Genomic DNA, 23,719 nt, shown 5'->3' on the forward strand with positions numbered 1-23,719 from the left:
GGCGATGCAATACAATCTCACCAGGATCGACCCGGATGCTCCTAACGATCAGTACCCCATCGGCGAACGGGAAACCGTCTCCGATCCGTTAGAAGATCAAGTCCACAAAAACATCTACATGGGCAAGCTGGAAGACGTGCTGAGTGGCGCGGTCAACTGGGGGCGCAAGAATTCCCTGTGGCCGTACAACTTCGGCCTTTCGTGCTGCTACGTGGAAATGACCACCGCCTTCACGGCGCCCCACGACATCGCGCGCTTTGGCGCCGAAGTTATCCGGGCATCGCCGCGCCAGGCGGATTTCATGGTTATCGCCGGTACCTGCTTTATCAAGATGGCGCCGATCATCCAGCGTCTCTACGAGCAAATGCTCGAGCCAAAGTGGGTTATCTCCATGGGTTCGTGCGCCAACTCCGGTGGCATGTACGACATCTACTCCGTGGTTCAGGGGGTGGACAAGTTCCTGCCCGTGGACGTCTACGTGCCTGGCTGCCCGCCTCGCCCTGAAGCATTCCTGCAAGGCTTGATGTTGCTGCAGGAATCGATTGGCAAGGAGCGTCGCCCACTTTCCTGGGTTGTCGGAGATCAGGGCGTGTACCGCGCCGAGATGCCGTCACAAAGGAACAGCGCCGCGAACAGCGAATCGCAGTCACCAACCTGCGCAGCCCCGACGAAGTCTGATCCAGAACCGCTTCTTTTATAGAACGAAAACCTGGCTTCATTCTTTACGTTGACCGAAAGCGATAAAAAACCATGACTACAGGCAGTGCTCTGTACATCCCGCCTTATAAGGCAGACGACCAGGATGTGGTCGTCGAACTCAACAACCGTTTTGGCCCTGACGCCTTCACCGCACAGGCCACACGCACCGGTATGCCGGTGCTGTGGGTGGCGCGTGCCAAACTCGTCGAAGTCCTGACCTTCCTGCGCAACCTGCCCAAGCCGTACGTCATGCTCTATGACCTGCATGGCGTGGACGAGCGTCTGCGCACCAAGCGCCAGGGGCTGCCGAGCGGCGCCGACTTCACCGTGTTCTATCACCTGATGTCGCTGGAACGTAACAGCGACGTGATGATCAAGGTTGCCCTCTCGGAAAGCGACCTGAGCATCCCGACCGTGACCGGTATCTGGCCGAACGCCAGTTGGTACGAGCGCGAAGTCTGGGACATGTTCGGCATCGACTTCCCGGGCCACCCGCACCTGACGCGCATCATGATGCCGCCGACCTGGGAAGGTCACCCGCTGCGCAAGGACTTCCCGGCGCGCGCCACCGAATTCGATCCGTTCAGCCTGAACCTGGCCAAGCAGCAGCTTGAAGAAGAAGCCGCACGCTTCCGCCCGGAAGACTGGGGCATGAAACGCTCCGGCACCAACGAGGACTACATGTTCCTCAACCTGGGCCCGAACCACCCTTCGGCCCACGGTGCGTTCCGTATCATCCTGCAACTGGACGGCGAAGAAATCGTCGACTGCGTGCCCGACATCGGCTACCACCACCGTGGTGCCGAGAAGATGGCCGAACGCCAGTCCTGGCACAGCTTCATCCCGTACACCGACCGTATCGACTACCTCGGCGGCGTGATGAACAACCTGCCGTACGTGCTCTCGGTCGAGAAGCTGGCCGGTATCAAGGTGCCAGACCGCGTCGATACCATCCGCATCATGATGGCCGAGTTCTTCCGGATCACCAGCCACCTGTTGTTCCTGGGTACCTATATCCAGGACGTTGGCGCCATGACCCCGGTGTTCTTCACCTTCACCGACCGTCAGCGTGCGTACAAGGTCATCGAAGCCATCACGGGCTTTCGCCTGCACCCGGCCTGGTACCGCATCGGCGGTGTGGCCCACGACCTGCCGAACGGCTGGGAGCGCCTGGTCAAGGAGTTCATCGACTGGATGCCCAAGCGTCTGGACGAGTACCAGAAAGCCGCCCTGGACAACAGCATCCTCAAGGGCCGGACCATCGGCGTCGCACAGTACAACACCAAGGAAGCCCTGGAATGGGGCGTCACCGGTGCTGGCCTGCGTTCGACCGGTTGCGATTTCGACCTGCGCAAGGCGCGCCCGTACTCCGGCTACGAGAACTTCGAGTTCGAAGTGCCGCTGGCGGCCAATGGCGATGCCTACGACCGCTGCATCGTGCGTGTCGAAGAAATGCGCCAGAGCCTGAAAATCATCGAGCAGTGCATGCGCAACATGCCGGCAGGCCCGTACAAGGCGGATCACCCGCTGACCACGCCGCCGCCTAAAGAGCGCACCCTGCAACACATCGAAACCCTGATCACGCACTTCCTGCAAGTCTCGTGGGGCCCGGTGATGCCGGCCAACGAGTCCTTCCAGATGATCGAAGCGACCAAGGGTATCAACAGTTATTACCTGACGAGCGATGGCGGCACCATGAGCTACCGCACCCGGATTCGTACCCCAAGCTTCGCGCACTTGCAGCAGATCCCTTCGGTGATCAAAGGCGAGATGGTCGCGGACTTGATTGCGTACCTGGGTAGTATCGATTTCGTTATGGCCGACGTGGACCGCTAAGCATGAACAGCACGCTTATCCAGACAGACCGTTTCACCTTGAGTGAAACCGAGCGCTCGGCCATCGAGCACGAGCTGCATCACTACGAAGACCCGCGCGCGGCGTCGATCGAAGCCTTGAAGATCGTCCAGAAGGAACGTGGCTGGGTGCCCGACGGCGCCCTCTACGCCATCGGCGAGATCCTCGGCATCCCGGCCAGCGATGTGGAAGGCGTGGCGACGTTCTACAGCCAGATCTTCCGCCAGCCGGTCGGCCGCCACATCATTCGCGTGTGCGACAGCATGGTCTGCTACATCGGTGGCCATGAGTCGGTAGTCGACGCGATCCAGAGCAAGCTGGGCATCGGCCTGGGCCAAACCACTGCAGACGGCCGCTTCACCCTGCTGCCGGTGTGCTGCCTGGGCAACTGCGACAAGGCGCCGGCGTTGATGATCGACGACGACACATTCGGCGACGTCCAGGCTTCTGGCGTCACCCAATTGCTCGAGGGCTACCCATGACCCTGACTTCCTTTGGCCCGGCCAACCTGATCAAGCGTTCGGCCGAAACCCACCCGCTGACCTGGCGCCTGCGTGACGACGGCGAGCCTGTATGGCTTGACGAGTACCAGGCCAAGAACGGCTATGCCGCAGCACGCAAGGCTTTTGCCGACATGGCCCAGGACGATATCGTCCAGACCGTGAAGGACGCAGGCCTTAAAGGTCGCGGCGGTGCTGGCTTCCCCACGGGCGTGAAGTGGGGCCTGATGCCGAAAGACGAGTCCATCAACATCCGTTACCTGTTGTGTAACGCCGATGAAATGGAACCCAATACCTGGAAGGACCGCATGCTGATGGAGCAACTGCCCCATCTGCTGATCGAAGGCATGCTGATCAGTGCCCGCGCACTGAAAACCTACCGTGGCTACATCTTCCTGCGTGGCGAATACACCACCGCCGCCAAGCACCTGAACCGTGCCGTCGAAGAAGCCAAGGCCGCAGGCTTGTTGGGCAAGAACATCCTCGGTTCGGGGTTCGACTTCGAGCTGTTCGTGCACACCGGCGCCGGGCGTTATATCTGCGGTGAAGAAACCGCCCTGATCAACTCCCTCGAAGGCCGCCGCGCCAACCCGCGCTCCAAGCCGCCCTTCCCCGCCGCCGTTGGCGTGTGGGGCAAGCCGACGTGCGTCAACAACGTCGAGACCCTGTGCAACGTGCCGGCGATCATCGCCGACGGCGTGGACTGGTACAAATCCCTGGCCCGCGAAGGCAGCGAAGACATGGGCACCAAGCTCATGGGCTTCTCTGGCAAGGTCAAGAACCCTGGCCTGTGGGAACTGCCATTCGGCGTGACCGCCCGCGAGCTGTTCGAGGACTACGCCGGCGGCATGCGCGACGGCTACACCCTCAAGGCCTGGCAGCCAGGCGGCGCCGGTACCGGCTTCCTGCTCCCCGAGCACCTGGATGCACAGATGTATGCCGGCGGCATCGGCAAGGTGGGCACCCGGATGGGTACCGGCCTGGCGATGGCGGTGGACAACACCGTGAACATGGTCTCGCTGCTGCGCAACATGGAGCAGTTCTTCGCCCGTGAATCCTGTGGTTTCTGCACCCCGTGCCGCGATGGTCTGCCGTGGAGCGTCAAGCTTCTGATGGCTATCGAGAAAGGCGAAGGCCAGCCGGGGGATATCGAGACCCTGCTGGGCCTGGTCGGTTTCCTCGGCCCGGGCAAGACCTTCTGTGCTCACGCACCGGGCGCCGTGGAGCCACTGGGCAGCGCAATCAAGTACTTCCGCTCGGAGTTCGAAGCCGGCATCGCGCCAAAAAGCGCCGCCGTCCCGCCTCTGGCAAAGCCGATCGTAGTCGGCGCGTAACGCTTCAATAAGCGAAGGGTCCGTGCCCTTCGCTTTGTCATGTGCTGACGCCTTGAAGGCTGTGTTGATGCACATGAATAACAAGATTCCATTAGCCACGCCCGCTGACAACGGGCCAACGAAGAACTTTGAACCATGGCCACTATCCACGTAGACGGCAAAGCGCTCGAAGTCGATGGGGCAGACAACCTGTTACAGGCGTGTCTGTCACTAGGCCTCGACATCCCTTATTTCTGCTGGCACCCCGCGCTTGGTAGCGTCGGTGCCTGCCGCCAGTGTGCGGTCAAGCAGTACACCGATGAAAACGACACCCGTGGTCGTATCGTCATGTCCTGCATGACGCCAGCCACCGACAACACCTGGATCTCCATCGACGATGAAGAATCCAAGGCGTTCCGCGCCAGCGTTGTCGAGTGGCTGATGACCAACCACCCCCACGACTGCCCGGTCTGTGAGGAAGGCGGTCACTGCCACCTGCAAGATATGACGGTGATGACCGGCCATAACGAGCGCCGTTATCGCTTTACCAAGCGTACCCACCAGAACCAGCAACTGGGCCCGTTCATTTCCCACGAAATGAACCGCTGCATCGCTTGCTATCGCTGCGTACGCTTCTATAAAGACTACGCCGGCGGCACCGACCTCGGCGTATTCGGCGCCCACGACAACGTGTACTTCGGTCGCGTTGAAGACGGCGTGCTCGAAAGCGAGTTCTCCGGCAACCTCACCGAGGTCTGCCCGACCGGTGTGTTTACCGACAAGACTCACTCCGAGCGCTACAACCGTAAGTGGGACATGCAGTTCTCGCCGAGCATCTGCCATGGCTGCTCCAGCGGTTGCAACATCTCCCCGGGCGAGCGCTACGGTGAACTGCGTCGCATCGAAAACCGCTTCAACGGTTCGGTCAACCAGTACTTCCTGTGCGACCGTGGCCGTTTCGGCTATGGCTACGTCAACCGCGAAGACCGTCCGCGCCAACCGTTGCTGGCCGATGGCGCCAAGCTGAGCCTGGACGCCGCGCTGGATAAAGCCGCCGACCTGCTGCGCGGCCGTAACATCGTCGGTATCGGTTCGCCACGCGCCAGCCTCGAAAGCAACTACGCGTTGCGCGAGCTGGTCGGTGCCGAGCACTTCTACAGTGGTATCGAAGCCGCTGAGCTGGAGCGCATCCGCCTGGTCCTCCAGGTGCTGAACGACAGCCCGTTGCCCGTGCCGAACATGCGCGACATCGAAGACCACGACGCAATCTTCGTGCTCGGTGAAGACCTGACCCAGACCGCTGCCCGCATCGCCCTGTCCCTGCGCCAGTCGGTCAAAGGCAAGGCCGAAGAAATGGCCGACGCCATGCGCGTGCAGCCTTGGCTCGACGCCGCGGTGAAAAACATCGGCCAGCACGCGCTGAACCCGCTGTTTATTGCAAGCCTGGCTGAAACCAAGCTCGACGATATCGCCGAAGAATGCGTGCACGCAGCACCAGACGACCTGGCCCGCATCGGTTTCGCCGTGGCCCACGCCCTTGACGCCAGCGCACCTGCCGTCGAAGGCCTGGACGCAGAAGCCGTGGCCCTGGCCCAGCGCATCGCCGACGCCCTGCTGGCGGCCAAGCGTCCATTGATCATTGCCGGTACCTCATTGGGTTCCAAAGCGCTGATCGAAGCCGCCGCCAACATCGCCAAAGCCCTGAAGCTGCGCGAGAAGAACGGTTCCATCAGCCTGGTCGTACCGGAAGCCAACAGCCTTGGCCTGGCCATGCTCGGCGGAGATTCCGTGGACGCAGCCCTGCAAGCGGTGATCGACGGCAATGCCGACGCCATCGTGGTGCTGGAAAACGACCTGTACACCCGCACCGATGCCGCCAAGGTTGACGCTGCACTAAATGCCGCCAAAGTCCTGATCGTCGCCGATCACCAGAAGACTGCCACCAGCGACCGTGCCCACCTGGTACTGCCAGCCGCTACCTTCGCTGAAGGCGACGGTACCCTGGTCAGCCAGGAAGGCCGCGCCCAGCGCTTCTTCCAGGTGTTCGATCCGAAGTACATGGACGCCAGCATCCTGGTTCATGAAGGCTGGCGCTGGCTGCATGCCCTGCGCGCAACCCTGCTGAACCAGCCGATCGACTGGACCCAACTTGACCACGTCACCGCAGCCGTCGCCGCGAGCGCACCGCAACTGGCGCGTATCGTCGATGCTGCACCGTCCGCGTCGTTCCGGATCAAGGGCATGAAGCTGGCCCGTGAGCCGCTGCGTTACTCCGGGCGTACCGCCATGCGCGCTGACATCAGCGTGCACGAACCGCGTACCCCGCAAGACAACGACACCGCGTTTGCCTTCTCCATGGAAGGTTACTCGGGTTCGGTCGAGCCGCGTCAGCAGGTGCCATTTGCCTGGTCGCCGGGCTGGAACTCGCCGCAGGCCTGGAACAAGTTCCAGGACGAAGTCGGTGGTCATATCCGCGCTGGCGACCCGGGCACCCGCCTGATCGAAAGCACCGGCGACTCGCTGAACTGGTTCGCGGCCGTACCGCGTCCGTTCAACCCGGCCCAGGGCACCTGGCAGGTTGTGCCGTTCTTCCATCTGTTCGGCAGCGAAGAGACCTCTTCCAAAGCCGCACCGGTGCAAGAGCGCATTCCACAAGCCTACGTGTCCGTGGCCAAGTCCGAAGCCGATCGCCTGGGCGTCAACGACGGCGCCCTGCTCAGCTTGAACGTAGCCGGCCAGACCCTGCGTCTGCCGCTGCGCATCAACGATGAGCTGGGTGCTGGCCTGGTTGCACTGCCAAAGGCCTCGCCGGGATTCCACCGGCAATCTTTGGCAAAACCGTTGACGGTCTGCAGGAGGCAGCGCAATGACTTGGTTCACTCCTGAAGTGATCGACGTGATCATCTCGGTGGTCAAGGCCATCGTGATCCTGTTGGCCGTGGTCGTCGCGGGCGCCCTGCTCAGCTTCGTCGAACGTCGCCTGCTGGGCTGGTGGCAGGACCGTTACGGTCCGAACCGCGTTGGCCCATTCGGCATGTTCCAGATCGCTGCCGACATGCTGAAAATGTTCTTCAAGGAAGACTGGACCCCGCCGTTTGCCGACAAGGTGATCTTCACCCTGGCACCGGTCGTGGCCATGAGCGCCTTGCTGATCGCCTTCGCGATCATCCCGATCACCCCGACCTGGGGCGTGGCGGACCTGAACATCGGCTTGCTGTTCTTCTTCGCCATGGCCGGCCTGTCGGTCTACGCGGTGCTGTTCGCCGGTTGGGCCAGTAACAACAAATTCGCTCTGTTGGGCAGCTTGCGGGCCTCGGCCCAGACTGTGTCCTACGAAGTGTTCATGGGCCTGGCGCTGATGGGCATCGTGGTGCAGGTTGGCTCGTTCAACATGCGCGACATCGTTGAGTACCAGGCGCAGAACCTGTGGTTCATCATTCCGCAGTTCTTTGGCTTCTGTACCTTCTTCATCGCTGGCGTGGCCGTGACTCACCGTCACCCCTTCGACCAGCCGGAAGCGGAACAGGAACTGGCCGACGGTTACCACATTGAATACGCCGGCATGAAATGGGGCATGTTCTTCGTCGGTGAGTACATCGGCATCATCTTGATCTCGGCCCTGCTGGTCACGCTGTTCTTCGGCGGCTGGCACGGTCCGTTCGGCATCCTGCCGCAGTTGGCGTTCTTCTGGTTCTTCCTCAAGACCGCGTTCTTCATCATGTTGTTTATCCTGCTGCGCGCTTCCATTCCGCGTCCACGATACGACCAGGTGATGGATTTCAGCTGGCGCTTCTGCCTGCCGCTGACCCTGATCAATTTGCTGGTGACTGCTGCCGTTGTGTTGTTGAACACGCCAGCGGGCGCGGTTCAGTGAGGATTTGACCCATGTTCAAATATATTGGCGACATCGTTAAGGGTACCGGTACCCAGTTGCGAAGCCTGGTGATGGTTTTCGGCCATGGCTTTCGCAAACGCGACACCCTGCAATACCCGGAAGAAGCGGTGTACCTGCCGCCGCGCTATCGCGGCCGTATCGTGCTGACCCGCGACCCCGATGGCGAAGAGCGTTGCGTAGCCTGCAACCTGTGCGCCGTGGCGTGCCCGGTTGGCTGTATCTCCCTGCAGAAAGCTGAAACCGAAGACGGTCGCTGGTACCCGGACTTCTTCCGCATCAACTTCTCGCGCTGCATTTTCTGCGGCCTCTGCGAGGAAGCTTGCCCGACCACCGCGATCCAGCTCACACCGGATTTCGAGATGGCCGAGTTCAAACGTCAGGACCTGGTGTACGAGAAAGAAGATCTTTTGATCTCTGGTCCCGGTAAAAACCCTGATTACAACTTCTATCGTGTTGCAGGTATGGCCGTTGCCGGTAAGCCCAAGGGCGCCGCACAAAACGAAGCCGAGCCGATCAACGTGAAGAGCTTGCTGCCTTAAGGAAGAAAGATGGAATTCGCTTTCTATTTCGCATCGGGTATTGCAGTGGTGTCCACGCTTCGCGTGATCACCAACACCAACCCCGTGCACGCCCTGCTCTACCTGATCATTTCGCTGATCGCCGTGGCCATGACCTTTTTCAGCCTCGGCGCACCGTTTGCCGGTGTCCTGGAAGTGATCGCCTACGCTGGCGCCATCATGGTGCTGTTCGTGTTTGTGGTGATGATGCTCAACCTGGGGCCGGCTTCGGTCGCCCAGGAGCGCGTCTGGCTCAAGCCCGGCATCTGGCTTGGCCCGGTGATCCTGGCAGCGCTGCTGCTGGCTGAGCTGCTGTATGTACTGTTCGCTCACCAGAGCGGCCAGGCCATCGGCCACACCACCGTAGACGCCAAGGCCGTGGGCATCAGCCTGTTCGGCCCGTACCTGCTGGTGGTCGAACTGGCTTCGATGCTGCTGCTCGCTGCAGCCATCACGGCCTTCCACTTGGGCCGCAACGAAGCCAAGGAGCAATGACGATGCCTGCTATCCCTTTGGAGCATGGTCTGGCGGTCGCCGGCATCCTGTTCTGCCTTGGCCTGGTCGGCCTGATGGTTCGCCGTAACATTCTGTTCGTGTTGATGAGCCTGGAAATCATGATGAACGCTGCAGCACTGGCGTTCATCGTGGCAGGTGCGCGTTGGGGCCAGCCGGATGGACAAGTCATGTTCATCCTGGTGATCAGCCTGGCAGCCGCCGAGGCCAGTATTGGCCTGGCGATCCTGCTGCAACTGTATCGTCGCTTCCACACGCTTGATATCGACGCTGCCAGTGAGATGCGCGGATGAACATGATCTTTCTGACTTTCGTATTCCCCCTGATCGGTTTCCTGCTGCTGTCCTTCTCCCGTGGACGCTGGTCGGAAAACCTCTCGGCCCTGGTCGGCGTGGGTTCCATTGGCCTGTCGGCGATTGTCGCGGCCTACGTCATCTGGCAATTCAACGTGGCGCCGCCAGAAGCCGGTCACTACACCCTGGTGCTGTGGCAGTGGATGGCGGTCGAGGGCTTCAAGCCTGACTTCGCCCTGTACGTCGACGGCCTGTCGATCACCATGCTCGGCGTGGTGGTAGGCGTGGGTTTCCTGATCCACCTGTTCGCGTCCTGGTACATGCGCGGTGAGGCCGGTTACTCGCGCTTCTTCGCCTACACCAACCTGTTTATCGCCAGCATGCTGTTCCTGGTGCTGGGCGATAACCTGTTGTTCCTGTACTTCGGCTGGGAAGGCGTGGGCCTGTGCTCGTACCTGTTGATCGGTTTCTACTACAGCAACCGCAACAACGGTAACGCGGCACTCAAAGCCTTTGTCGTGACCCGGATCGGCGACGTGTTCATGGCCATCGGCCTGTTCATCCTGTTCCAACAGGTGGGCACGCTCAATATCCAGGAACTGCTGGTGCTGGCACCACAGAAATTCCAGGTCGGCGACTTCTGGATCACCCTGGCGACCCTGATGCTGCTGGGTGGCGCTGTGGGTAAATCGGCACAACTGCCACTGCAAACCTGGCTGGCAGACGCCATGGCCGGTCCTACCCCGGTGTCGGCACTGATCCACGCCGCCACCATGGTGACCGCCGGTGTCTACCTGATCGCCCGTACCCACGGCCTGTTCACCCTGGCGCCAGAGATTCTGCACCTGGTGGGCCTGGTAGGTGGCGTGACCCTGGTACTGGCCGGCTTCGCCGCGCTGGTGCAGACCGACATCAAGCGGATCCTCGCCTACTCGACCATGAGCCAGATCGGCTACATGTTCCTGGCCCTGGGCGTCGGCGCCTGGGACGGCGCGATCTTCCACCTGATGACCCACGCCTTCTTCAAGGCCCTGCTGTTCCTCGCTTCCGGTGCGGTGATCGTTGCCTGCCACCACGAGCAGAACATCTTCAAGATGGGTGGCCTGTGGAAGAAACTGCCGTTGGCCTACGCCAGCTTCATCGTCGGTGGTGCCGCGCTTGCAGCCCTGCCACTGGTGACCGCAGGTTTCTACTCCAAAGACGAAATCCTCTGGGAAGCCTTTGCCAGCGGTAACCAAGGCCTGCTGTACGCCGGCCTGGTGGGTGCGTTCATGACCTCGCTGTACACCTTCCGCCTGATCTTCATCACCTTCCACGGTGAAGCCAAGACTGAAGCCCACGCAGGCCACGGCATCTCCCACTGGCTGCCGCTGTCGGTGCTGATCATCCTGTCGACTTTCGTCGGCGCCATGATCACCCCGCCACTGGCTGGCGTACTGCCACAAAGCGTTGGACATGCTGGCGGTGACGCCAAGCACAGCCTGGAAATCGCCTCGGGCGCCATCGCCATCGCCGGTATCCTGCTGGCGGCCATGCTGTTCCTTGGCAAGCGTCGCTTCGTGACTGCCGTGGCCAACAGTGGCATTGGCCGCTTCCTTTCGGCCTGGTGGTTCGCCGCCTGGGGCTTCGACTGGATCTACGACAAACTGTTCGTCAAGCCTTACCTTGCGATCAGCCATGTACTGCGCAAAGACCCGCTCGACCAGACCATTGGTTTGATCCCGCGTGCTGCCAAGGCCGGTCACTCCGCCCTGAGCCGCACCGAGACCGGCCAATTGCGTTGGTATGCAGCTTCCATGGCTGCTGGTGCCGTGCTGGTGATCGGCGCCATCGTCGTGGTTGCGGTCTGACTATGTTTAAGTGCACTGCGTACTTTGCGAACTTGCGAAAGGAAACGAGCCCGTCATGATTCTGCCCTGGCTAATCCTGATCCCCTTTATCGGCGGCCTGCTCTGCTGGATGGGTGAACGCTTCGGCGCCACCCTGCCCCGCTGGATTGCGTTGCTGACCATGTCCCTGGAACTCGCACTCGGCCTCTGGCTGTGGGCCCACGGCGACTATTCATTTGCTCCGGCACCGGGTGTCGATCCAACCTTCGCGCTTGAATTCAAGCACGTCTGGATCGAACGCTTCGGCATCAACGTGCACCTGGCCCTCGACGGCCTGTCGCTGTTGATGATCCTGCTGACCGGCCTGCTAGGTATCCTCTCGGTACTTTGCTCCTGGAAAGAAATCCAGCGTCACGTGGGCTTCTTCCACCTGAACCTGATGTGGATCCTGGGCGGCGTGGTCGGCGTGTTCCTCGCCCTCGACCTGTTCATGTTCTTCTTCTTCTGGGAAATGATGCTGGTGCCGATGTACTTCCTCATCGCGCTCTGGGGTCACAGTTCTTCGGACGGCAAGAAAACCCGGATCTACGCGGCGACCAAGTTCTTCATCTTCACTCAGGCTTCCGGCCTGATCATGCTGGTGGCGATCCTGGGCCTGGTCCTGGTCAACTTCAACAACACCGGCGTGATTACCTTCAACTACGCCGACCTGTTGAAAACCAAGATGTCGATGACCACCGAGTACATCCTCATGCTCGGTTTCTTCATCGCCTTCGCAGTGAAGCTGCCGGTTGTACCGTTCCACTCCTGGCTGCCTGACGCTCACGCCCAGGCACCAACCGCAGGTTCCGTGGACCTGGCTGGTATCCTGTTGAAGACGGCGGCCTACGGCCTGCTGCGTTTCGCCCTGCCGCTGTTCCCGAATGCTTCGGCCGAGTTTGCGCCGATCGCCATGACCCTGGGTCTGATCGGGATCTTCTACGGTGCATTCCTGGCCTTCGCGCAAACCGACATCAAGCGTCTGATTGCCTTCTCGTCCGTTTCCCACATGGGTTTCGTATTGATCGGCATCTACTCCGGCAGCCAACTGGCGTTGCAAGGCGCGGTGATCCAGATGCTGGCTCACGGTGTTTCGGCAGCCGCACTGTTTATCCTCAGTGGCCAGTTGTACGAGCGCCTGCACACCCGTGACATGCGTGAGATGGGCGGCATCTGGTCGCGTATCGCGTACCTGCCGGCGATCAGCCTGTTCTTTGCCGCCGCGTCTCTGGGCTTGCCGGGTACGGGTAACTTTGTCGGTGAGTTCCTGATCCTGATGGGCAGCTTCGTCAGTGCGCCATGGATCACCGCGATTGCCACTTCCGGCCTGGTGTTCGGTTCGGTCTACTCGCTGATCATGATCCACCGCGCCTACTTCGGCCCGACCAAGTCGGACGCCGTCCTCAAAGGGATGGATGCTCGCGAACTGATCATGGTGCTCGGCCTTGCGGTACTGCTGGTGTACATCGGCGTGTATCCGCAACCGTTCCTCGACACCTCTGCCGCCACGATGCATGGCGTGCAGCAGTGGTTGAGCACCGCCTTCACTCAACTCGCTTCGGCCCGGTAAGAGCGCTATGGAATTCACGATCCAACACTTTATCGCGCTTGCGCCGCTGCTGATTACCAGCCTCACCATTGTGGTGGTGATGCTGGCAATCGCCTGGCGCCGCAATCACTCGCAGACGTTCCTGCTGTCCACCGCAGGTCTGAACCTGGCCTTGCTGTCGATTATCCCGGCACTCAAGGTCGCCCCACTGGCGGTGACCCCGCTGGTCATGATCGATGACTTCGCGCTGCTGTACACCGCGTTGATCCTCGTTGCGACACTGGCCTGCGTCACCCTCGCCCACGCTTACCTCGGCGAAGGCGGCACTGGCTACCCGGGCAACCGCGAAGAGCTGTACCTGCTGATCCTGCTGGCTGCGGCCGGCGGTATCGTGCTGGTCAGCGCGCAGCACCTGGCCGGTTTGTTCATCGGCCTGGAACTGCTGTCGATCCCGACCTACGGCCTGGTGGCGTACGCCTTCTTCAACAAGCGCTCCCTGGAAGCCGGCATCAAGTACATGGTGCTGTCGGCCGCCGGTTCCGCGTTCCTGTTGTTCGGTATGGCCCTGCTCTACGCCGAAGCCGGTAGCCTGAGCTTCAGCGGTATCGGCCACGCCCTGGCCGCCACCAGCATGCCTGCGCCCATCGCCCAACTCGGCCTGGCGATGATGTTGATTGGCCTGGCGTTCAAGCTGTCGCTGGTACCGTTCCACCTGTGGACCCCAGACGTGTACGAAGGCGCCCCGGCGCCGGTAGCCGCGTTCCTGGCTACCGCTTCGAAAGTCGCTGTGTTCGCGGTGATGGTGCGTCTGTTCCAGATCTCCCCTGCCGCCAACACCGGCGTGCTGAGTGATGTGCTGACCGTGATCGCCATCGCGTCGATCCTGTTCGGTAACCTGCTGGCCCTGACCCAGAACAACCTCAAGCGTCTGCTGGGTTATTCGTCTATCGCGCACTTCGGCTACCTGCTGATCGCCCTGGTGGCGAGCAAAGGCCTGGCCGTGGAAGCCATCGGCGTGTACCTGGTCACCTACGTGATCACCAGCCTCGGCGCGTTCGGCGTAATCACCCTGATGTCCTCGCCTTACAAAGGCCGTGACGCCGACGCCCTGTACGAATACCGCGGCCTGTTCTGGCGCCGTCCGTACCTGACCGCCGTATTGACCGTGATGATGCTGTCCCTGGCCGGTATCCCGCTGACCGCAGGCTTTATCGGCAAGTTCTACATCGTCGCAACCGGTGTCGAAGCCCACGAGTGGTGGCTGGTTGCCTCCCTGGTGCTGGGCAGTGCCATCGGCGTGTTCTACTACCTGCGCGTGATGGTCACCCTGTACCTGATCGAGCCAAACCTGCGCCGTGTGGATGCCGAGTTGCACTGGGAACAGAAAGCAGGCGGCGTGATGCTGCTGGCTATCGCCCTGCTGGCATTCTTCCTGGGCGTGTACCCACAACCGTTGCTCACCCTGGTGCAGCATGCGGTGATGGCAGGTTGATCGCTTAAGCTCAAGCAGTAAACAGAACGGCACCTTAGGGTGCCGTTTTGCGTTTCTGGGAAAGGTTCAAGCTCCCTGCCCAGCTCAAGGAATATTCCTTACTGAAATGCCTCCGTGTCTGGCATCTACCTGCCAGAGCCGCTCGTATGGTGTATGCGCTTTAGGAAGAATCCCACGCCAGGTTCACTTGACCCCTGGCAGATGGGCCACCAAACTATACGCAGGCTACGTACAGAACATGGATGCTCTATTTATCGAACTGCCGCCCTTTGAGCGGTACCGCAAGGACTACCTGACTGACGAACTGTTTCACGGCTTTCAACAAGAGCTAATGAAGAACCCCGAAGCGGGAGCCGTGATGGAAGGCACCGGTGGGTTACGCAAGCTGCGCTTCGTCGATGAACGACGAAACAAAGGCAAACGGGGTGGATTACGCGTCATCTACTACTGGTGGTCAGGCGGCACTCAATTTTGGTTGTTCACGCTGTACGGCAAGCACGAGCAAAGCGACTTGAGCCCACAACACAAAAAAGCCCTCAAGCAACTGCTGGACAGGGAAATCAACGCGAGAGGATTCACATGAAACGTGACATTTATTCCGAACTGGTCGAAGGCTTCGATGCCTTGGCCAACGAGCGCCAAGGCAAGGTCACCCTACGTACTCATACCGTGCAGCAAAACAAACTGGCCCCTCTTACCGCTGAAGACGTGATTGCAGTACGACAACAACTCAATCTTTCCCGTGCTGTATTTGCCATGTACCTACGCACCAATACACGCACCCTGGAAAACTGGGAGCAAGGTCGCGCACGCCCCAATGCCCAGGCAGCCACGCTGATTCGTCTGGTATCAAAATTTCCGGATACGGTGGAGCGCCTGGCGTTGCTTAGCTGATCGTAGGTGAAGCGATCTTTCGCACATCAGCAAAAACGGCACCTCACGGTGCCGTTTTGCTATCCGCCCTACCTCACTTGCGCGCCGCCTCCCACGACTTGAGCAAGTCCGCATAGTTCACGGTTTCACCCTTGGGCTTCTCGTTCGCCAGTTTCGGCTTCGGTGCGCCCGGCTGGTCGAACCAGTACTGGGCATCGCGCTCGGGGTTCATTTTCGGTCCGCAGATCGGCTGCACCTTGGAGCGCTCCAGGCGCGTCATGATCGCGTCCTGGTCCTTGGCCAGGCCATCCAGCGCTTGTTGCGGGGTTTTCTCGCCGCTGGCGGCTTCCGAAATGTGGCTCCACCACAGTTGGGCCAGGCGCGGATAATCCGGCACGTTGGTGCCGGTCGGTGTCCACTGCACCCGCGCCGGGCTGCGGTAGAACTCCACCAGTCCGCCGAGTTTGGGGGCCAGGTCGGTCATGGCCTGGGAGTTGATGTCGGATTCGCGGATGGGCGTCAGGCCGACGATGGTTTTTTTCAGGGAAACGGTTTTCGACGTCACGAACTGCGCGTAGAGCCAAGCCGCGAGTTTTTGTTTTTTCAGGCGTGGACTTGAGGAACGTCCAGGACCCCACGTCCTGATACCCCAGCTTCATCCCCTCCTCCCAATACGGCCCGCGTGGCGACGGCGCCATGCGCCACTTCGGCGTACCGTCGGCATTCATCACCGGCAGGCCGGGCTTGGTCATGTCAGCGGTAAAGGCGGTGTACCAAAAGATCTGCTGGGCGATGTTGCCTTGAGACGGCACCGGCCCGGACTCGGAGAAAGTCATGCCCGCCGCTTCCGGTGGCGCATAGGCGCGCATCCAGTCGACATACTTCTGCGTGGCAAATACCGCAGCCGGGCCGTTGGTGTCGCCGCCACGGGTCACGCTGGACCCCACCGGGTGGCAGTCCTCGACCCGTATCCCCCACTCGTCCACCGGCAAGCCGTTGGGCAGGCCCTTGTCGCCGCCACCAGCCATGGAAAACCAGGCATCGGTAAAGCGCCAACCCAGGGAAGGATCCTTCTTGCCGTAGTCCATATGCCCATACACGCGCTTACCGTCGATTTCCTTGACGTCTTCACTGAAGAACTTGGCGATATCCTCGTAGGCCGACCAGTTCACCGGCACGCCCAGCTCATAGCCGTACTTTTCCTTGAACTTGGCCTTGAGGTCGGCGCGCTCGAACCAGTCGGCACGGAACCAGTAGAGGTTGGCGAACTGCTGGTCGGGCAACTGATAGATCTTGCCGTCCGGCGCGGTGGTAAACGAGATACCGATAAAGTCCTTGAGGTCCAGGGTCGGCGAGGTGAAGTCCTTGCCTTCATTGGCCATCAGGTCGGTGATGGATTCGGTCTTGCCATAGCGAAAGTGCGTGCCAATCAGGTCGGAATCGTTGACCCAACCGTCATAGATATTCTTGTCCGACTGCATCTGGGTTTGCAGTTTCTCCACCACGTCGCCTTCCTGCAGCAAGTCGTGGGTCAGCTTGATCCCGGTGATTTCACTGAAGGCCTTGGCCAACACCTTGGATTCGTACTCGTGGGTGGTGAGGGTTTCCGACACCACATTGATCTTCATCCCACGAAACGGCTCGGCGGCCTTGATAAACCCACTTCAGCTCTTCAAGCTGCTGGGCCTCCGTCAGGGTGGACGGTTTGAACTCGCTGCCGATCCACTTTTTCGCGGCATCTTCGTACGCATCGGCCCAGGCCGCAGCACTCAAACCGCTGAGGGCCAAGACCGCGGCCAATGAAATGCTATGTCGCAGCTTATTGTTTTTTATCGAACATAGAGACCTCCTGGTTGATTTCAAACGGGTCCGACAGATGCCCCGCCCCGTGTAGGAGCGAGCTTGCTCGCGAAAAACCCCAAGACACCGCGTTAATCCAGACAACCTGCGTTATCGTTGACGACTTTCGCGAGCAAGCTCGCTCCTACAGGGGTATGGGGACCACCTCAGCCCCAACGCATCACAGACAACAGCCACACCACAGACAGCGCGGACGCCACCCAGATGCTCCAGCCGGTAACGCCGATCACCAGCAGATGCAGGTAGGCGCTCCCGAGAAGACCGATAAACAAGCGATCACCACGGGTGGTGCTGATCGGTAACAAGCCGCGCCGGGGAATACTCGGAGAACGCAGCTCCCACGTGGTCATGCCCGCCAGCAACAGGGCAATCGCCGCAAAAAACAGTGCCGTCGGGGTGGTCCAGGCCATCCATTCCATCATCGTTTCCTCAGACCCGGCCCAGGGCAAAGCCCTTGGCCACATGGTTGCGAACAAACCAGATCACCAGCATGCCCGGCAAAATGGTCAACACCCCAGCAGCCGCCAGCACGCCCCAGTCAATCCCCGACGCTGACACGGTGCGGGTCATCACGGCGGCAATCGGCTTGGCATTGACGGACGTCAGGGTGCGCGCCAGCAGCAGTTCGACCCAGGAAAACATAAAGCAGAAAAACGCCGTGACACCGATCCCCGAGCCAATCAGCGGGATAAAGATCTTCACGAAAAACTTCGGAAAGCTATAGCCATCGATGTAGGCCGTTTCGTCGATTTCCTTGGGCACCCCTGACATAAAGCCTTCCAGGATCCACACCGCCAACGGCACGTTGAACAGGCAGTGGGCCAGGGCCACAGCAATATGCGTATCGAACAGGCCGATGGACGAATACAGCTGGAAAAACGGCAACAGGAACACCGCCGGCGGCGCCATGCGGTTGGTCAGCAGCCAGAAGAACAGGTGCTTGTCGCCAAGGAAGCGATAGCGCGAAAACGCGTAGGCCGCCGGTAGCGCCACGGTCAGGGAAATAACCGTGTTCAGGCTCACGTAGTACAGCGAGTTGAGATACCCGGTGTACCAACTGGGATCGGTGAAGATCACCTTGTAGTTGGCCAAGGTGAAATCCTGCGGAAACAGCGTCAGGCCGCCGAGGATTTCAGTGTTGCTCTTGAAGGACATGTTCAGCAGCCAGTAGATCGGCACCAGCAGGAACAGGATGTAGATCAGCAGCGGAATGACCTTGCGCTTGCTCATGTTGGCGGCCTCAGCGGTTGGCGTCGGAGTGGGTCATGGCGGTGTAGAACAGCCAGGACACCAACAGGATGATCAGGAAATACACCAGGGAAAACGCCGCCGCCGGACCCAGGTCGAATTGGCCTACGGCCATTTGGGTCAAGGTCTGACTGAGGAAGGTCGTCGCATTCCCCGGCCCGCCGCCGGTCAGTACGAAAGGCTCGGTGTAGATCATGAAACTGTCCATGAAGCGCAGCATCACGGCGATCAGCAGCACGCTCTTCATCTTTGGCAACTGGATATGTCGGAATACCGCCCAGGCCGACGCCCGATCAATCCGCGCCGCCTGGTAGTACACATCCGGTATGGCCCGCAACCCCGAGTAACAGAGCAGCGCCACCAGGGAAGTCCAGTGCCATACATCCATCACCAGTACCGTGACCCAGGCGTCCATGGTGTTGGCGGCGTAGTTGTAGTTGATGCCCATGGCATTCAGGCTCGAACCCAGCAGCCCGATATCGGCACGGCCGAAGATCTGCCAGATGGTGCCGACTACGTTCCACGGGATCAGCAGCGGGATGGCCATCACAATCAGCACCAGGGACGACCAGCGGCCTTTGGTGGGCATGGTCAGGGCAATGGCAATGCCCAGGGGGATCTCGATCAGCAACACACATGCCGAATAGATGAACTGGCGCAGCAGCGAGTCATGCAGACGTGGGTCCAGCAGCACCTGTTTGTACCAGTCGGCCCCGACGAAATAGCGGCTGGACTGATCGAAAATATCCTGCACCGAGTAGTTGACCACGGTCATCATCGGGATCACCGCACTGAACGCCACCAGCAGGAACACCGGCAACACCAGCCACCAGGCTTTGTTGTTCTGCACCTTGTTCATGGCCGCACCTCCAGCAGGTAATCGTCGGCATACACCATCAGCCATTGCGCCGGGAAGCTGATGGATGCGTGGCCCTCGGGCACTGGCTTGTCTTCGGCCAGGCGCACTTTCAACGGCGCGCCGTCGAGGTTAAGGGTCAGGATCTTGTAGGTGCCCAGGTCTTCGACATGTGTGACGTCGGCCTGCAACGCGTCGGGATTGGGCTCGTCCCACACATGGATAAACTCGGGACGAATACCGACCTGCAGTTTCTTGTAGTCCTTTTCTGCGAGCTGCCGTTGCTGCACCTCGGACAACGCCAGATGCGTCCCGGCAAACCGTACCCCACCGGCATCGGCCTGCACCTCAATCAGATTCATCCCCGGGCTACCGATGAAATAGCCGACAAAGGTATGGCTGGGGCGCTCGAACAACTCCCGCGGAGTGCCGAACTGCACAATCTGCCCGCCGTACATCACCGCGATCTTGTCGGCAAAGGTCGAGGCTTCCAGTTGGTCGTGGGTGACGTAGACCATGGTGATATTGAACTGCTCATGGATCTGCTTGAGCTTGCGCCGCAGCTTCCACTTCAGGTGCGGATCAATCACCGTCAGCGGCTCGTCGAACAGGATCGCGGAGACGTCATCGCGCACCAGGCCACGGCCCATCGAGACCTTTTGCTTTTCATCGGCGCTAAGGTTGCGGGCTTTTTTGCCCAGCAGGCTCTGCAGGTCGAGCACCTCGGCAATTTCCTGCACCTTGCTGTGCACTTTCGCCTCAGCCATACCCTGGTTACGCAGGGGGAATGCCAGGTTATCGAACACGGTCATGGTGTCGTACACCACCGGGAACTGGAACACCTGGGCGATATTGCGCTTTTCCGGGGTCAGGTCATTCACCACCTTGCTGTCGAACAGCACCTGGCCTTCCGAAGGGCTGAGCAGGCCGGAGATGATGTTGAGCAAGGTTGACTTGCCACAACCCGAGGGGCCGAGCAATGCGTAGGCGCCGCCCTGCTCCCAGATGTGGTTCATTTCGCGAATGGCGTAGTCTTCAGGCCCTGCGGGTGTAGGGCTATAGCTATGCGCCAGGTTCTGCAAATGGATCTCGGCCATCAGGCAACCCTCGCGACACGGCGCCCGGGGGCTTGGACCAAACGGCCCTGACCATCGAACACAAACAGTTTATGGGTCGGAATATAGATCCGGATCGGCGCATCCACGTCGTACTCGTGGACTCCCGGCAGGTGCAATACCAGCAGGAAATGCTCGCTGCGCACATGCAAGAAGGTTTCCGAGCCGCTGATCTCCGCCACCTCCACGGTCACCGCCAGCTCCAGATCATCGTCATTGCTGGGCACCAGGCTGATATGGCTGGGGCGCACGCCAAATCGGAACTCGCCCTCCCCAATCGGGCGCAGGTCCACGTTCAACGGAAAGTGCACATCGTTGGCGAAACTGACTTCATTGCCACTGATGCGCCCCGGCATCAGGTTGATCGGCGGCTCGGAAAACAGCTCGGCTGCCAATACCGTCTGCGGTTGGTGATAGACCTCGGCGGCCTTGCCGCTCTGGATCACCCGGCCTTCGTGGAGGATGGTCGTGGTGCCGCCCAGCGCCAGGGCTTCGTTGGGTTCTGTGGTGGCATAAATGGCAATGGTGTTGCGGGCCTTGAACAGCTCGCGCATTTCCTGACGCAGCTCTTCGCGCAGTTTGTAGTCCAGGTTCACCAGAGGCTCATCGAACAAAATCAATTCGGCATCCTTGACCAGCGCCCGGGCCATGGCCGTGCGTTGCTGCTGGCCACCGGACAACTCCAGGGGATGACGTTGCAGGAACTTGTCGATGCGCAGCATCTTCGCGGTTTCCAGCACCTTGCTGCGGATCAGTTCGTTGGACACCCCGGCCTGGCGCAAAGGCGAGGCGATGTTTTCGAACACCGTCATGGTCGGGTAGTTGATGAACTGCTGGTACACCATCGATACATTGCGCAAGCGCACCGGCCTGTGGGTGACATCGACGCCGTTCATCAGGATGCGCCCGTTGTCGGGCTTGTCCAGGCCGGCCATCAGGCGCATCAGGCTGGTTTTGCCAGACAGCGTACGGCCCAGCAGCACATTGAAGGAGCCGGCTTCAAAGCGCAGGTTGACGTCGTCGATCCAGGTCTGGCCTTCGACAACGCGGGTCACATGTTCCAGGGTCAATGACATGACACACCCTTTTTCTTATTGGAATTGTTCTGCCAAGGTCAGAGCGAGTTTCGTGCCAATAACAAAAAGTATTTATTTACCAGAGACTTAGGTAGAACTGCTGCTCAGTACTGAACAGAAATGAACATTCACAACTGAACAATTGAACAACCGCCGGGTTGACAATGAACAGTTCTGAACAACACTGAATAAGCTCAGCAAAACCGTTCAACCTGTAGGAGCTGGCTTGCCTGCGATGGCGTCTGTGAAGTCGCCATCGCAGGCAAGCCAGCTCCCACAAGGTGAGCGGTGCACGGTTCATAACAACAATAAAAGAAGGTCACCCCATGACCGCACCTGCCCCCATTGCTGCCCCATGACACCATCATCCAGGACTCCTGGCGCCGCTGCCGTGCCTTTGGCCTGGATCACCAGAGCGCCCCCAGCTTCGACCAACTGCCCGCCGAGGGCATCAGCCAGTTGTTAGAGAGCCAGCACGCGCTGGTCCAGACCACCCACCAAGAAGTGCTGCCCTACTACGAGAACATCCTCAGCAATTCCAACTGCCTGATCATGCTTGCCGACAACCAGGGCCAGGTCCTGACCTCCTGGGGCACCCAGCGCTTTATCGAACCCAAGCTGGCCCGTGGTTTCAGCGCAGGGGCCAGTTGGCGGGAGCGCTCTACCGGCACCAACGCCATCGGTACCGCACTGGCCTGCGCCCAGGCGGTGCACATCGAGCATGACGAACACTTCCTCAAGGCCAACCGTTTCATGACCGGTTCTGCTGCGCCGATCTTTGATGCCAACCGCGAAATCATTGCGGTGCTGGATGTGTCCAGCGACAGCTACCTGCCACCCTCCCACACCCTGGGTATGGTCAAGATGATGAGCCAGACCGTGGAAAACCGGCTGATCCTCAACCTGTTTGGCGGTGACCACTTCCAACTGACCTTCAACACCGGCCTGAACAACCTCGACAGCCAATGGGCCGGCCTGCTGATCTTCGATGAAAGTGGCCAGGTGCTGTCAGCCAATCGCCGCGCCGACAACCTGCTGGGCATCAGCCTGTCGAGGGTGATGATCGACAGCCTGTTCAAGGTCTCGCTGCTGGAGTTGCTCAACCAACCCGAAGGCCTGCCCTTCGCCCTGCAAGCTGCGGGACGCAACCGTTTCCAGTGCCTGCTCAAACGCCCCAAGCAGGCGCCGGTGCAGGCCAGGGTCTTCAGCGAGCCGGCCGCCGTGCCCATCGGTCTCAAGACCCTGCATTTTGGCGACAGCCGCGTGGAAAAAGCCGTGCGCCAGGCCGAACGCCTGCTGGAAAAAGACATCCCGTTGCTGATCCATGGCGAAACCGGCGTGGGCAAGGAAGTCTTCGTCAAAGCCCTGCACCAGGCCAGTTCCCGCAGCCAGCAGGCTTTTATCGCGGTCAACTGTGCGGCAATTCCGGCCGAGTTAGTGGAATCGGAGCTGTTTGGCTACGAAAAAGGCGCGTTCACCGGCGCCAATCAAAAGGGCAGCATCGGTTTGATCCGCAAGGCTGACAAAGGCACGCTGTTTCTCGATGAGATCGGTGACATGCCCCTCCCGACCCAGGCCCGGCTGCTGCGGGTATTGCAGGAGCGCTGCGTGCAGCCGGTGGGCAGCAGCGAATTGTTCCCGGTAGACCTGCGAATTATCTCGGCCACCAACCGTTCGCTACGCGAACAGGGTGCAGGTCGGACGGTTTCGTGAGGACTTGTACTACCGCATCGGCGGCCTGACCCTGGAACTGCCACCCCTGCGCGAGCGCAGTGACAAACAGGCGCTATTCAAGCAACTGTGGCAACAGCACCGCGACCCCACGCAGTGGGCCGGCCTCAGTGCTGAAGTGCTGGCGTTATTCGAGCAACACCCTTGGCCAGGCAACTTGCGCCAGGTCAGCAGCGTGATGCAGGTGGCGCTGGCCATGGCCGAAGACCAGCCGATCCGCCCGGAGCACCTGCCAGATGATTTTTTTGTCGACCTGGGGCAAGCCTCGCCCCCCACACCGCTCGTCATGGGCGATCTGGACGATAGCCAAAATCTGCAGCAACAACTGGCAGCGGTCGGCGGCAATATCTCCCACTTGGCGCGGGAGCTGGGGGTCAGCCGCAATACCTTATACAAACGATTACGCGCCGCGCCATAGCCGTAAATC

The 23,719-nt window shown here is 60.3% G+C and carries 17 protein-coding genes and 4 pseudogenes; 15 read left to right on the top strand and 6 right to left on the bottom strand.

The genetic code is table 11. The features are described 5' to 3' along the window. Nucleotides 1-4 precede the first annotated feature (4 nt). From JTY93_RS15830 to JTY93_RS15895, 14 genes and pseudogenes are all read left to right on the top strand, one after another. Nucleotides 5-678, top strand: a pseudogene (locus JTY93_RS15830) (NuoB/complex I 20 kDa subunit family protein). A 72-nt stretch (nucleotides 679-750) separates the two neighbouring features. Beyond that, on the top strand, nucleotides 751-2,535 hold the full coding sequence (gene nuoC, locus JTY93_RS15835) for an NADH-quinone oxidoreductase subunit C/D (protein WP_033896875.1): 1,785 nt from the start codon (nucleotides 751-753) through the stop codon (nucleotides 2,533-2,535). A 2-nt stretch (nucleotides 2,536-2,537) separates the two neighbouring features. Further along, entirely contained in the window at nucleotides 2,538-3,035 is a 498-nt protein-coding gene (gene nuoE, locus JTY93_RS15840) for an NADH-quinone oxidoreductase subunit NuoE (RefSeq protein ID WP_029293358.1), read from the top strand. Then, the gene (gene nuoF / locus JTY93_RS15845) at nucleotides 3,032-4,387 is read left to right on the top strand and encodes an NADH-quinone oxidoreductase subunit NuoF (protein WP_029293356.1); all 1,356 of its coding nucleotides are present in this window, start codon (nucleotides 3,032-3,034) and stop codon (nucleotides 4,385-4,387) included. Before nuoE ends, nuoF begins: the two co-directional genes overlap by 4 nt. 135 nt (nucleotides 4,388-4,522) lie before the next feature. Then, nucleotides 4,523-7,236: pseudogene (gene nuoG, locus JTY93_RS15850) on the top strand (NADH-quinone oxidoreductase subunit NuoG). Next, on the top strand, nucleotides 7,233-8,240 hold the full coding sequence (nuoH, locus tag JTY93_RS15855) for an NADH-quinone oxidoreductase subunit NuoH (protein ID WP_017737147.1): 1,008 nt from the start codon (nucleotides 7,233-7,235) through the stop codon (nucleotides 8,238-8,240). Before nuoG ends, nuoH begins: the two are co-directional and overlap by 4 nt. An 11-nt stretch (nucleotides 8,241-8,251) precedes the next feature. Continuing rightward, the gene (gene nuoI / locus JTY93_RS15860) at nucleotides 8,252-8,800 is read left to right on the top strand and encodes an NADH-quinone oxidoreductase subunit NuoI (RefSeq protein WP_003174725.1); all 549 of its coding nucleotides are present in this window, start codon (nucleotides 8,252-8,254) and stop codon (nucleotides 8,798-8,800) included. 9 nt (nucleotides 8,801-8,809) lie between these two features. After that, complete coding sequence (gene nuoJ, locus JTY93_RS15865) at nucleotides 8,810-9,313, top strand: NADH-quinone oxidoreductase subunit J (protein ID WP_017476146.1); 504 nt, start codon at nucleotides 8,810-8,812, stop codon at nucleotides 9,311-9,313. A gap of 2 nt (nucleotides 9,314-9,315) precedes the next feature. Next, on the top strand, nucleotides 9,316-9,624 hold the full coding sequence (gene nuoK, locus JTY93_RS15870; RefSeq protein WP_003174727.1) for an NADH-quinone oxidoreductase subunit NuoK: 309 nt from the start codon (nucleotides 9,316-9,318) through the stop codon (nucleotides 9,622-9,624). Next, nucleotides 9,621-11,474, top strand: a complete 1,854-nt coding sequence (nuoL, locus tag JTY93_RS15875) for an NADH-quinone oxidoreductase subunit L (RefSeq protein WP_205478269.1) — start codon at nucleotides 9,621-9,623, stop codon at nucleotides 11,472-11,474. The genes nuoK and nuoL overlap by 4 nt, the downstream gene beginning before the upstream one ends. A 55-nt stretch (nucleotides 11,475-11,529) precedes the next feature. Then, nucleotides 11,530-13,062, top strand: coding sequence for an NADH-quinone oxidoreductase subunit M (gene nuoM, locus JTY93_RS15880; protein ID WP_205478268.1), 1,533 nt, complete (start codon nucleotides 11,530-11,532; stop codon nucleotides 13,060-13,062). A 7-nt stretch (nucleotides 13,063-13,069) separates the two neighbouring features. Then, nucleotides 13,070-14,533, top strand: a complete 1,464-nt coding sequence (gene nuoN, locus JTY93_RS15885) for an NADH-quinone oxidoreductase subunit NuoN (protein ID WP_065944419.1) — start codon at nucleotides 13,070-13,072, stop codon at nucleotides 14,531-14,533. 238 nt (nucleotides 14,534-14,771) lie between these two features. After that, the gene (locus JTY93_RS15890; RefSeq protein ID WP_070995472.1) at nucleotides 14,772-15,116 is read left to right on the top strand and encodes a type II toxin-antitoxin system RelE/ParE family toxin; all 345 of its coding nucleotides are present in this window, start codon (nucleotides 14,772-14,774) and stop codon (nucleotides 15,114-15,116) included. Beyond that, a complete protein-coding gene (locus JTY93_RS15895; protein WP_070995473.1) occupies nucleotides 15,113-15,427 on the top strand; it encodes a helix-turn-helix domain-containing protein in 315 nt (104 codons plus the stop codon). The genes JTY93_RS15890 and JTY93_RS15895 overlap by 4 nt, the downstream gene beginning before the upstream one ends. A 73-nt stretch (nucleotides 15,428-15,500) precedes the next feature. On the opposite strand, the pseudogene JTY93_RS15900 reads toward JTY93_RS15895, so the two are convergent. From JTY93_RS15900 to JTY93_RS15925, 6 genes and pseudogenes are all read right to left on the bottom strand, one after another. Next, nucleotides 15,501-17,239, bottom strand: a pseudogene (locus JTY93_RS15900) (ABC transporter substrate-binding protein). A gap of 173 nt (nucleotides 17,240-17,412) precedes the next feature. After that, on the bottom strand, nucleotides 17,413-17,685 hold the full coding sequence (locus JTY93_RS15905; protein ID WP_029293327.1) for a DUF2160 domain-containing protein: 273 nt from the start codon (nucleotides 17,683-17,685) through the stop codon (nucleotides 17,413-17,415). 10 nt (nucleotides 17,686-17,695) lie between these two features. Next, nucleotides 17,696-18,496: a carbohydrate ABC transporter permease gene (locus JTY93_RS15910; RefSeq protein WP_017735079.1), complete on the bottom strand. Its 801-nt coding sequence runs from the start codon at nucleotides 18,494-18,496 to the stop codon at nucleotides 17,696-17,698. Between the two features lie 10 nt (nucleotides 18,497-18,506). Continuing rightward, nucleotides 18,507-19,373: a carbohydrate ABC transporter permease gene (locus tag JTY93_RS15915; protein WP_029293322.1), complete on the bottom strand. Its 867-nt coding sequence runs from the start codon at nucleotides 19,371-19,373 to the stop codon at nucleotides 18,507-18,509. Further along, nucleotides 19,370-20,467 carry an ABC transporter ATP-binding protein gene (locus tag JTY93_RS15920; protein ID WP_205478267.1) on the bottom strand — a complete coding sequence of 366 codons (1,098 nt, stop codon included), beginning with the start codon at nucleotides 20,465-20,467 and terminating at the stop codon, nucleotides 19,370-19,372. The genes JTY93_RS15915 and JTY93_RS15920 overlap by 4 nt, the downstream gene beginning before the upstream one ends. Continuing rightward, nucleotides 20,467-21,561, bottom strand: a complete 1,095-nt coding sequence (locus JTY93_RS15925; protein ID WP_205478266.1) for an ABC transporter ATP-binding protein — start codon at nucleotides 21,559-21,561, stop codon at nucleotides 20,467-20,469. Before JTY93_RS15925 ends, JTY93_RS15920 begins: the two co-directional genes overlap by 1 nt. A gap of 336 nt (nucleotides 21,562-21,897) precedes the next feature. On the opposite strand from JTY93_RS15925, the pseudogene JTY93_RS15930 reads away from it, so the two are divergent. After that, nucleotides 21,898-23,710: pseudogene (locus JTY93_RS15930) on the top strand (sigma-54-dependent Fis family transcriptional regulator). Nucleotides 23,711-23,719: the final 9 nt, after the last annotated feature.

Origin of the sequence: Pseudomonas hygromyciniae (assembly GCF_016925675.1) — a bacterium.
Classification (GTDB): Bacteria; Pseudomonadota; Gammaproteobacteria; order Pseudomonadales; family Pseudomonadaceae; genus Aquipseudomonas; species Aquipseudomonas hygromyciniae.

Coding starts and splice junctions, on each gene's coding strand:
- nuoL (WP_205478269.1), top strand. CDS start 9,621: ATGAACATGATCTTTCTGACTTTCGTATTCCCCCTGATCGGTTTCCTG.
- JTY93_RS15905 (WP_029293327.1), bottom strand. CDS start 17,685: ATGGAATGGATGGCCTGGACCACCCCGACGGCACTGTTTTTTGCGGCG.
- JTY93_RS15890 (WP_070995472.1), top strand. CDS start 14,772: ATGGATGCTCTATTTATCGAACTGCCGCCCTTTGAGCGGTACCGCAAG.
- nuoN (WP_065944419.1), top strand. CDS start 13,070: ATGGAATTCACGATCCAACACTTTATCGCGCTTGCGCCGCTGCTGATT.
- nuoM (WP_205478268.1), top strand. CDS start 11,530: ATGATTCTGCCCTGGCTAATCCTGATCCCCTTTATCGGCGGCCTGCTC.
- nuoH (WP_017737147.1), top strand. CDS start 7,233: ATGACTTGGTTCACTCCTGAAGTGATCGACGTGATCATCTCGGTGGTC.
- nuoK (WP_003174727.1), top strand. CDS start 9,316: ATGCCTGCTATCCCTTTGGAGCATGGTCTGGCGGTCGCCGGCATCCTG.
- JTY93_RS15925 (WP_205478266.1), bottom strand. CDS start 21,561: ATGTCATTGACCCTGGAACATGTGACCCGCGTTGTCGAAGGCCAGACC.
- nuoE (WP_029293358.1), top strand. CDS start 2,538: ATGAACAGCACGCTTATCCAGACAGACCGTTTCACCTTGAGTGAAACC.
- nuoJ (WP_017476146.1), top strand. CDS start 8,810: ATGGAATTCGCTTTCTATTTCGCATCGGGTATTGCAGTGGTGTCCACG.
- nuoC (WP_033896875.1), top strand. CDS start 751: ATGACTACAGGCAGTGCTCTGTACATCCCGCCTTATAAGGCAGACGAC.
- JTY93_RS15915 (WP_029293322.1), bottom strand. CDS start 19,373: ATGAACAAGGTGCAGAACAACAAAGCCTGGTGGCTGGTGTTGCCGGTG.
- JTY93_RS15895 (WP_070995473.1), top strand. CDS start 15,113: ATGAAACGTGACATTTATTCCGAACTGGTCGAAGGCTTCGATGCCTTG.
- nuoI (WP_003174725.1), top strand. CDS start 8,252: ATGTTCAAATATATTGGCGACATCGTTAAGGGTACCGGTACCCAGTTG.
- JTY93_RS15910 (WP_017735079.1), bottom strand. CDS start 18,496: ATGAGCAAGCGCAAGGTCATTCCGCTGCTGATCTACATCCTGTTCCTG.
- nuoF (WP_029293356.1), top strand. CDS start 3,032: ATGACCCTGACTTCCTTTGGCCCGGCCAACCTGATCAAGCGTTCGGCC.
- JTY93_RS15920 (WP_205478267.1), bottom strand. CDS start 20,467: ATGGCCGAGATCCATTTGCAGAACCTGGCGCATAGCTATAGCCCTACA.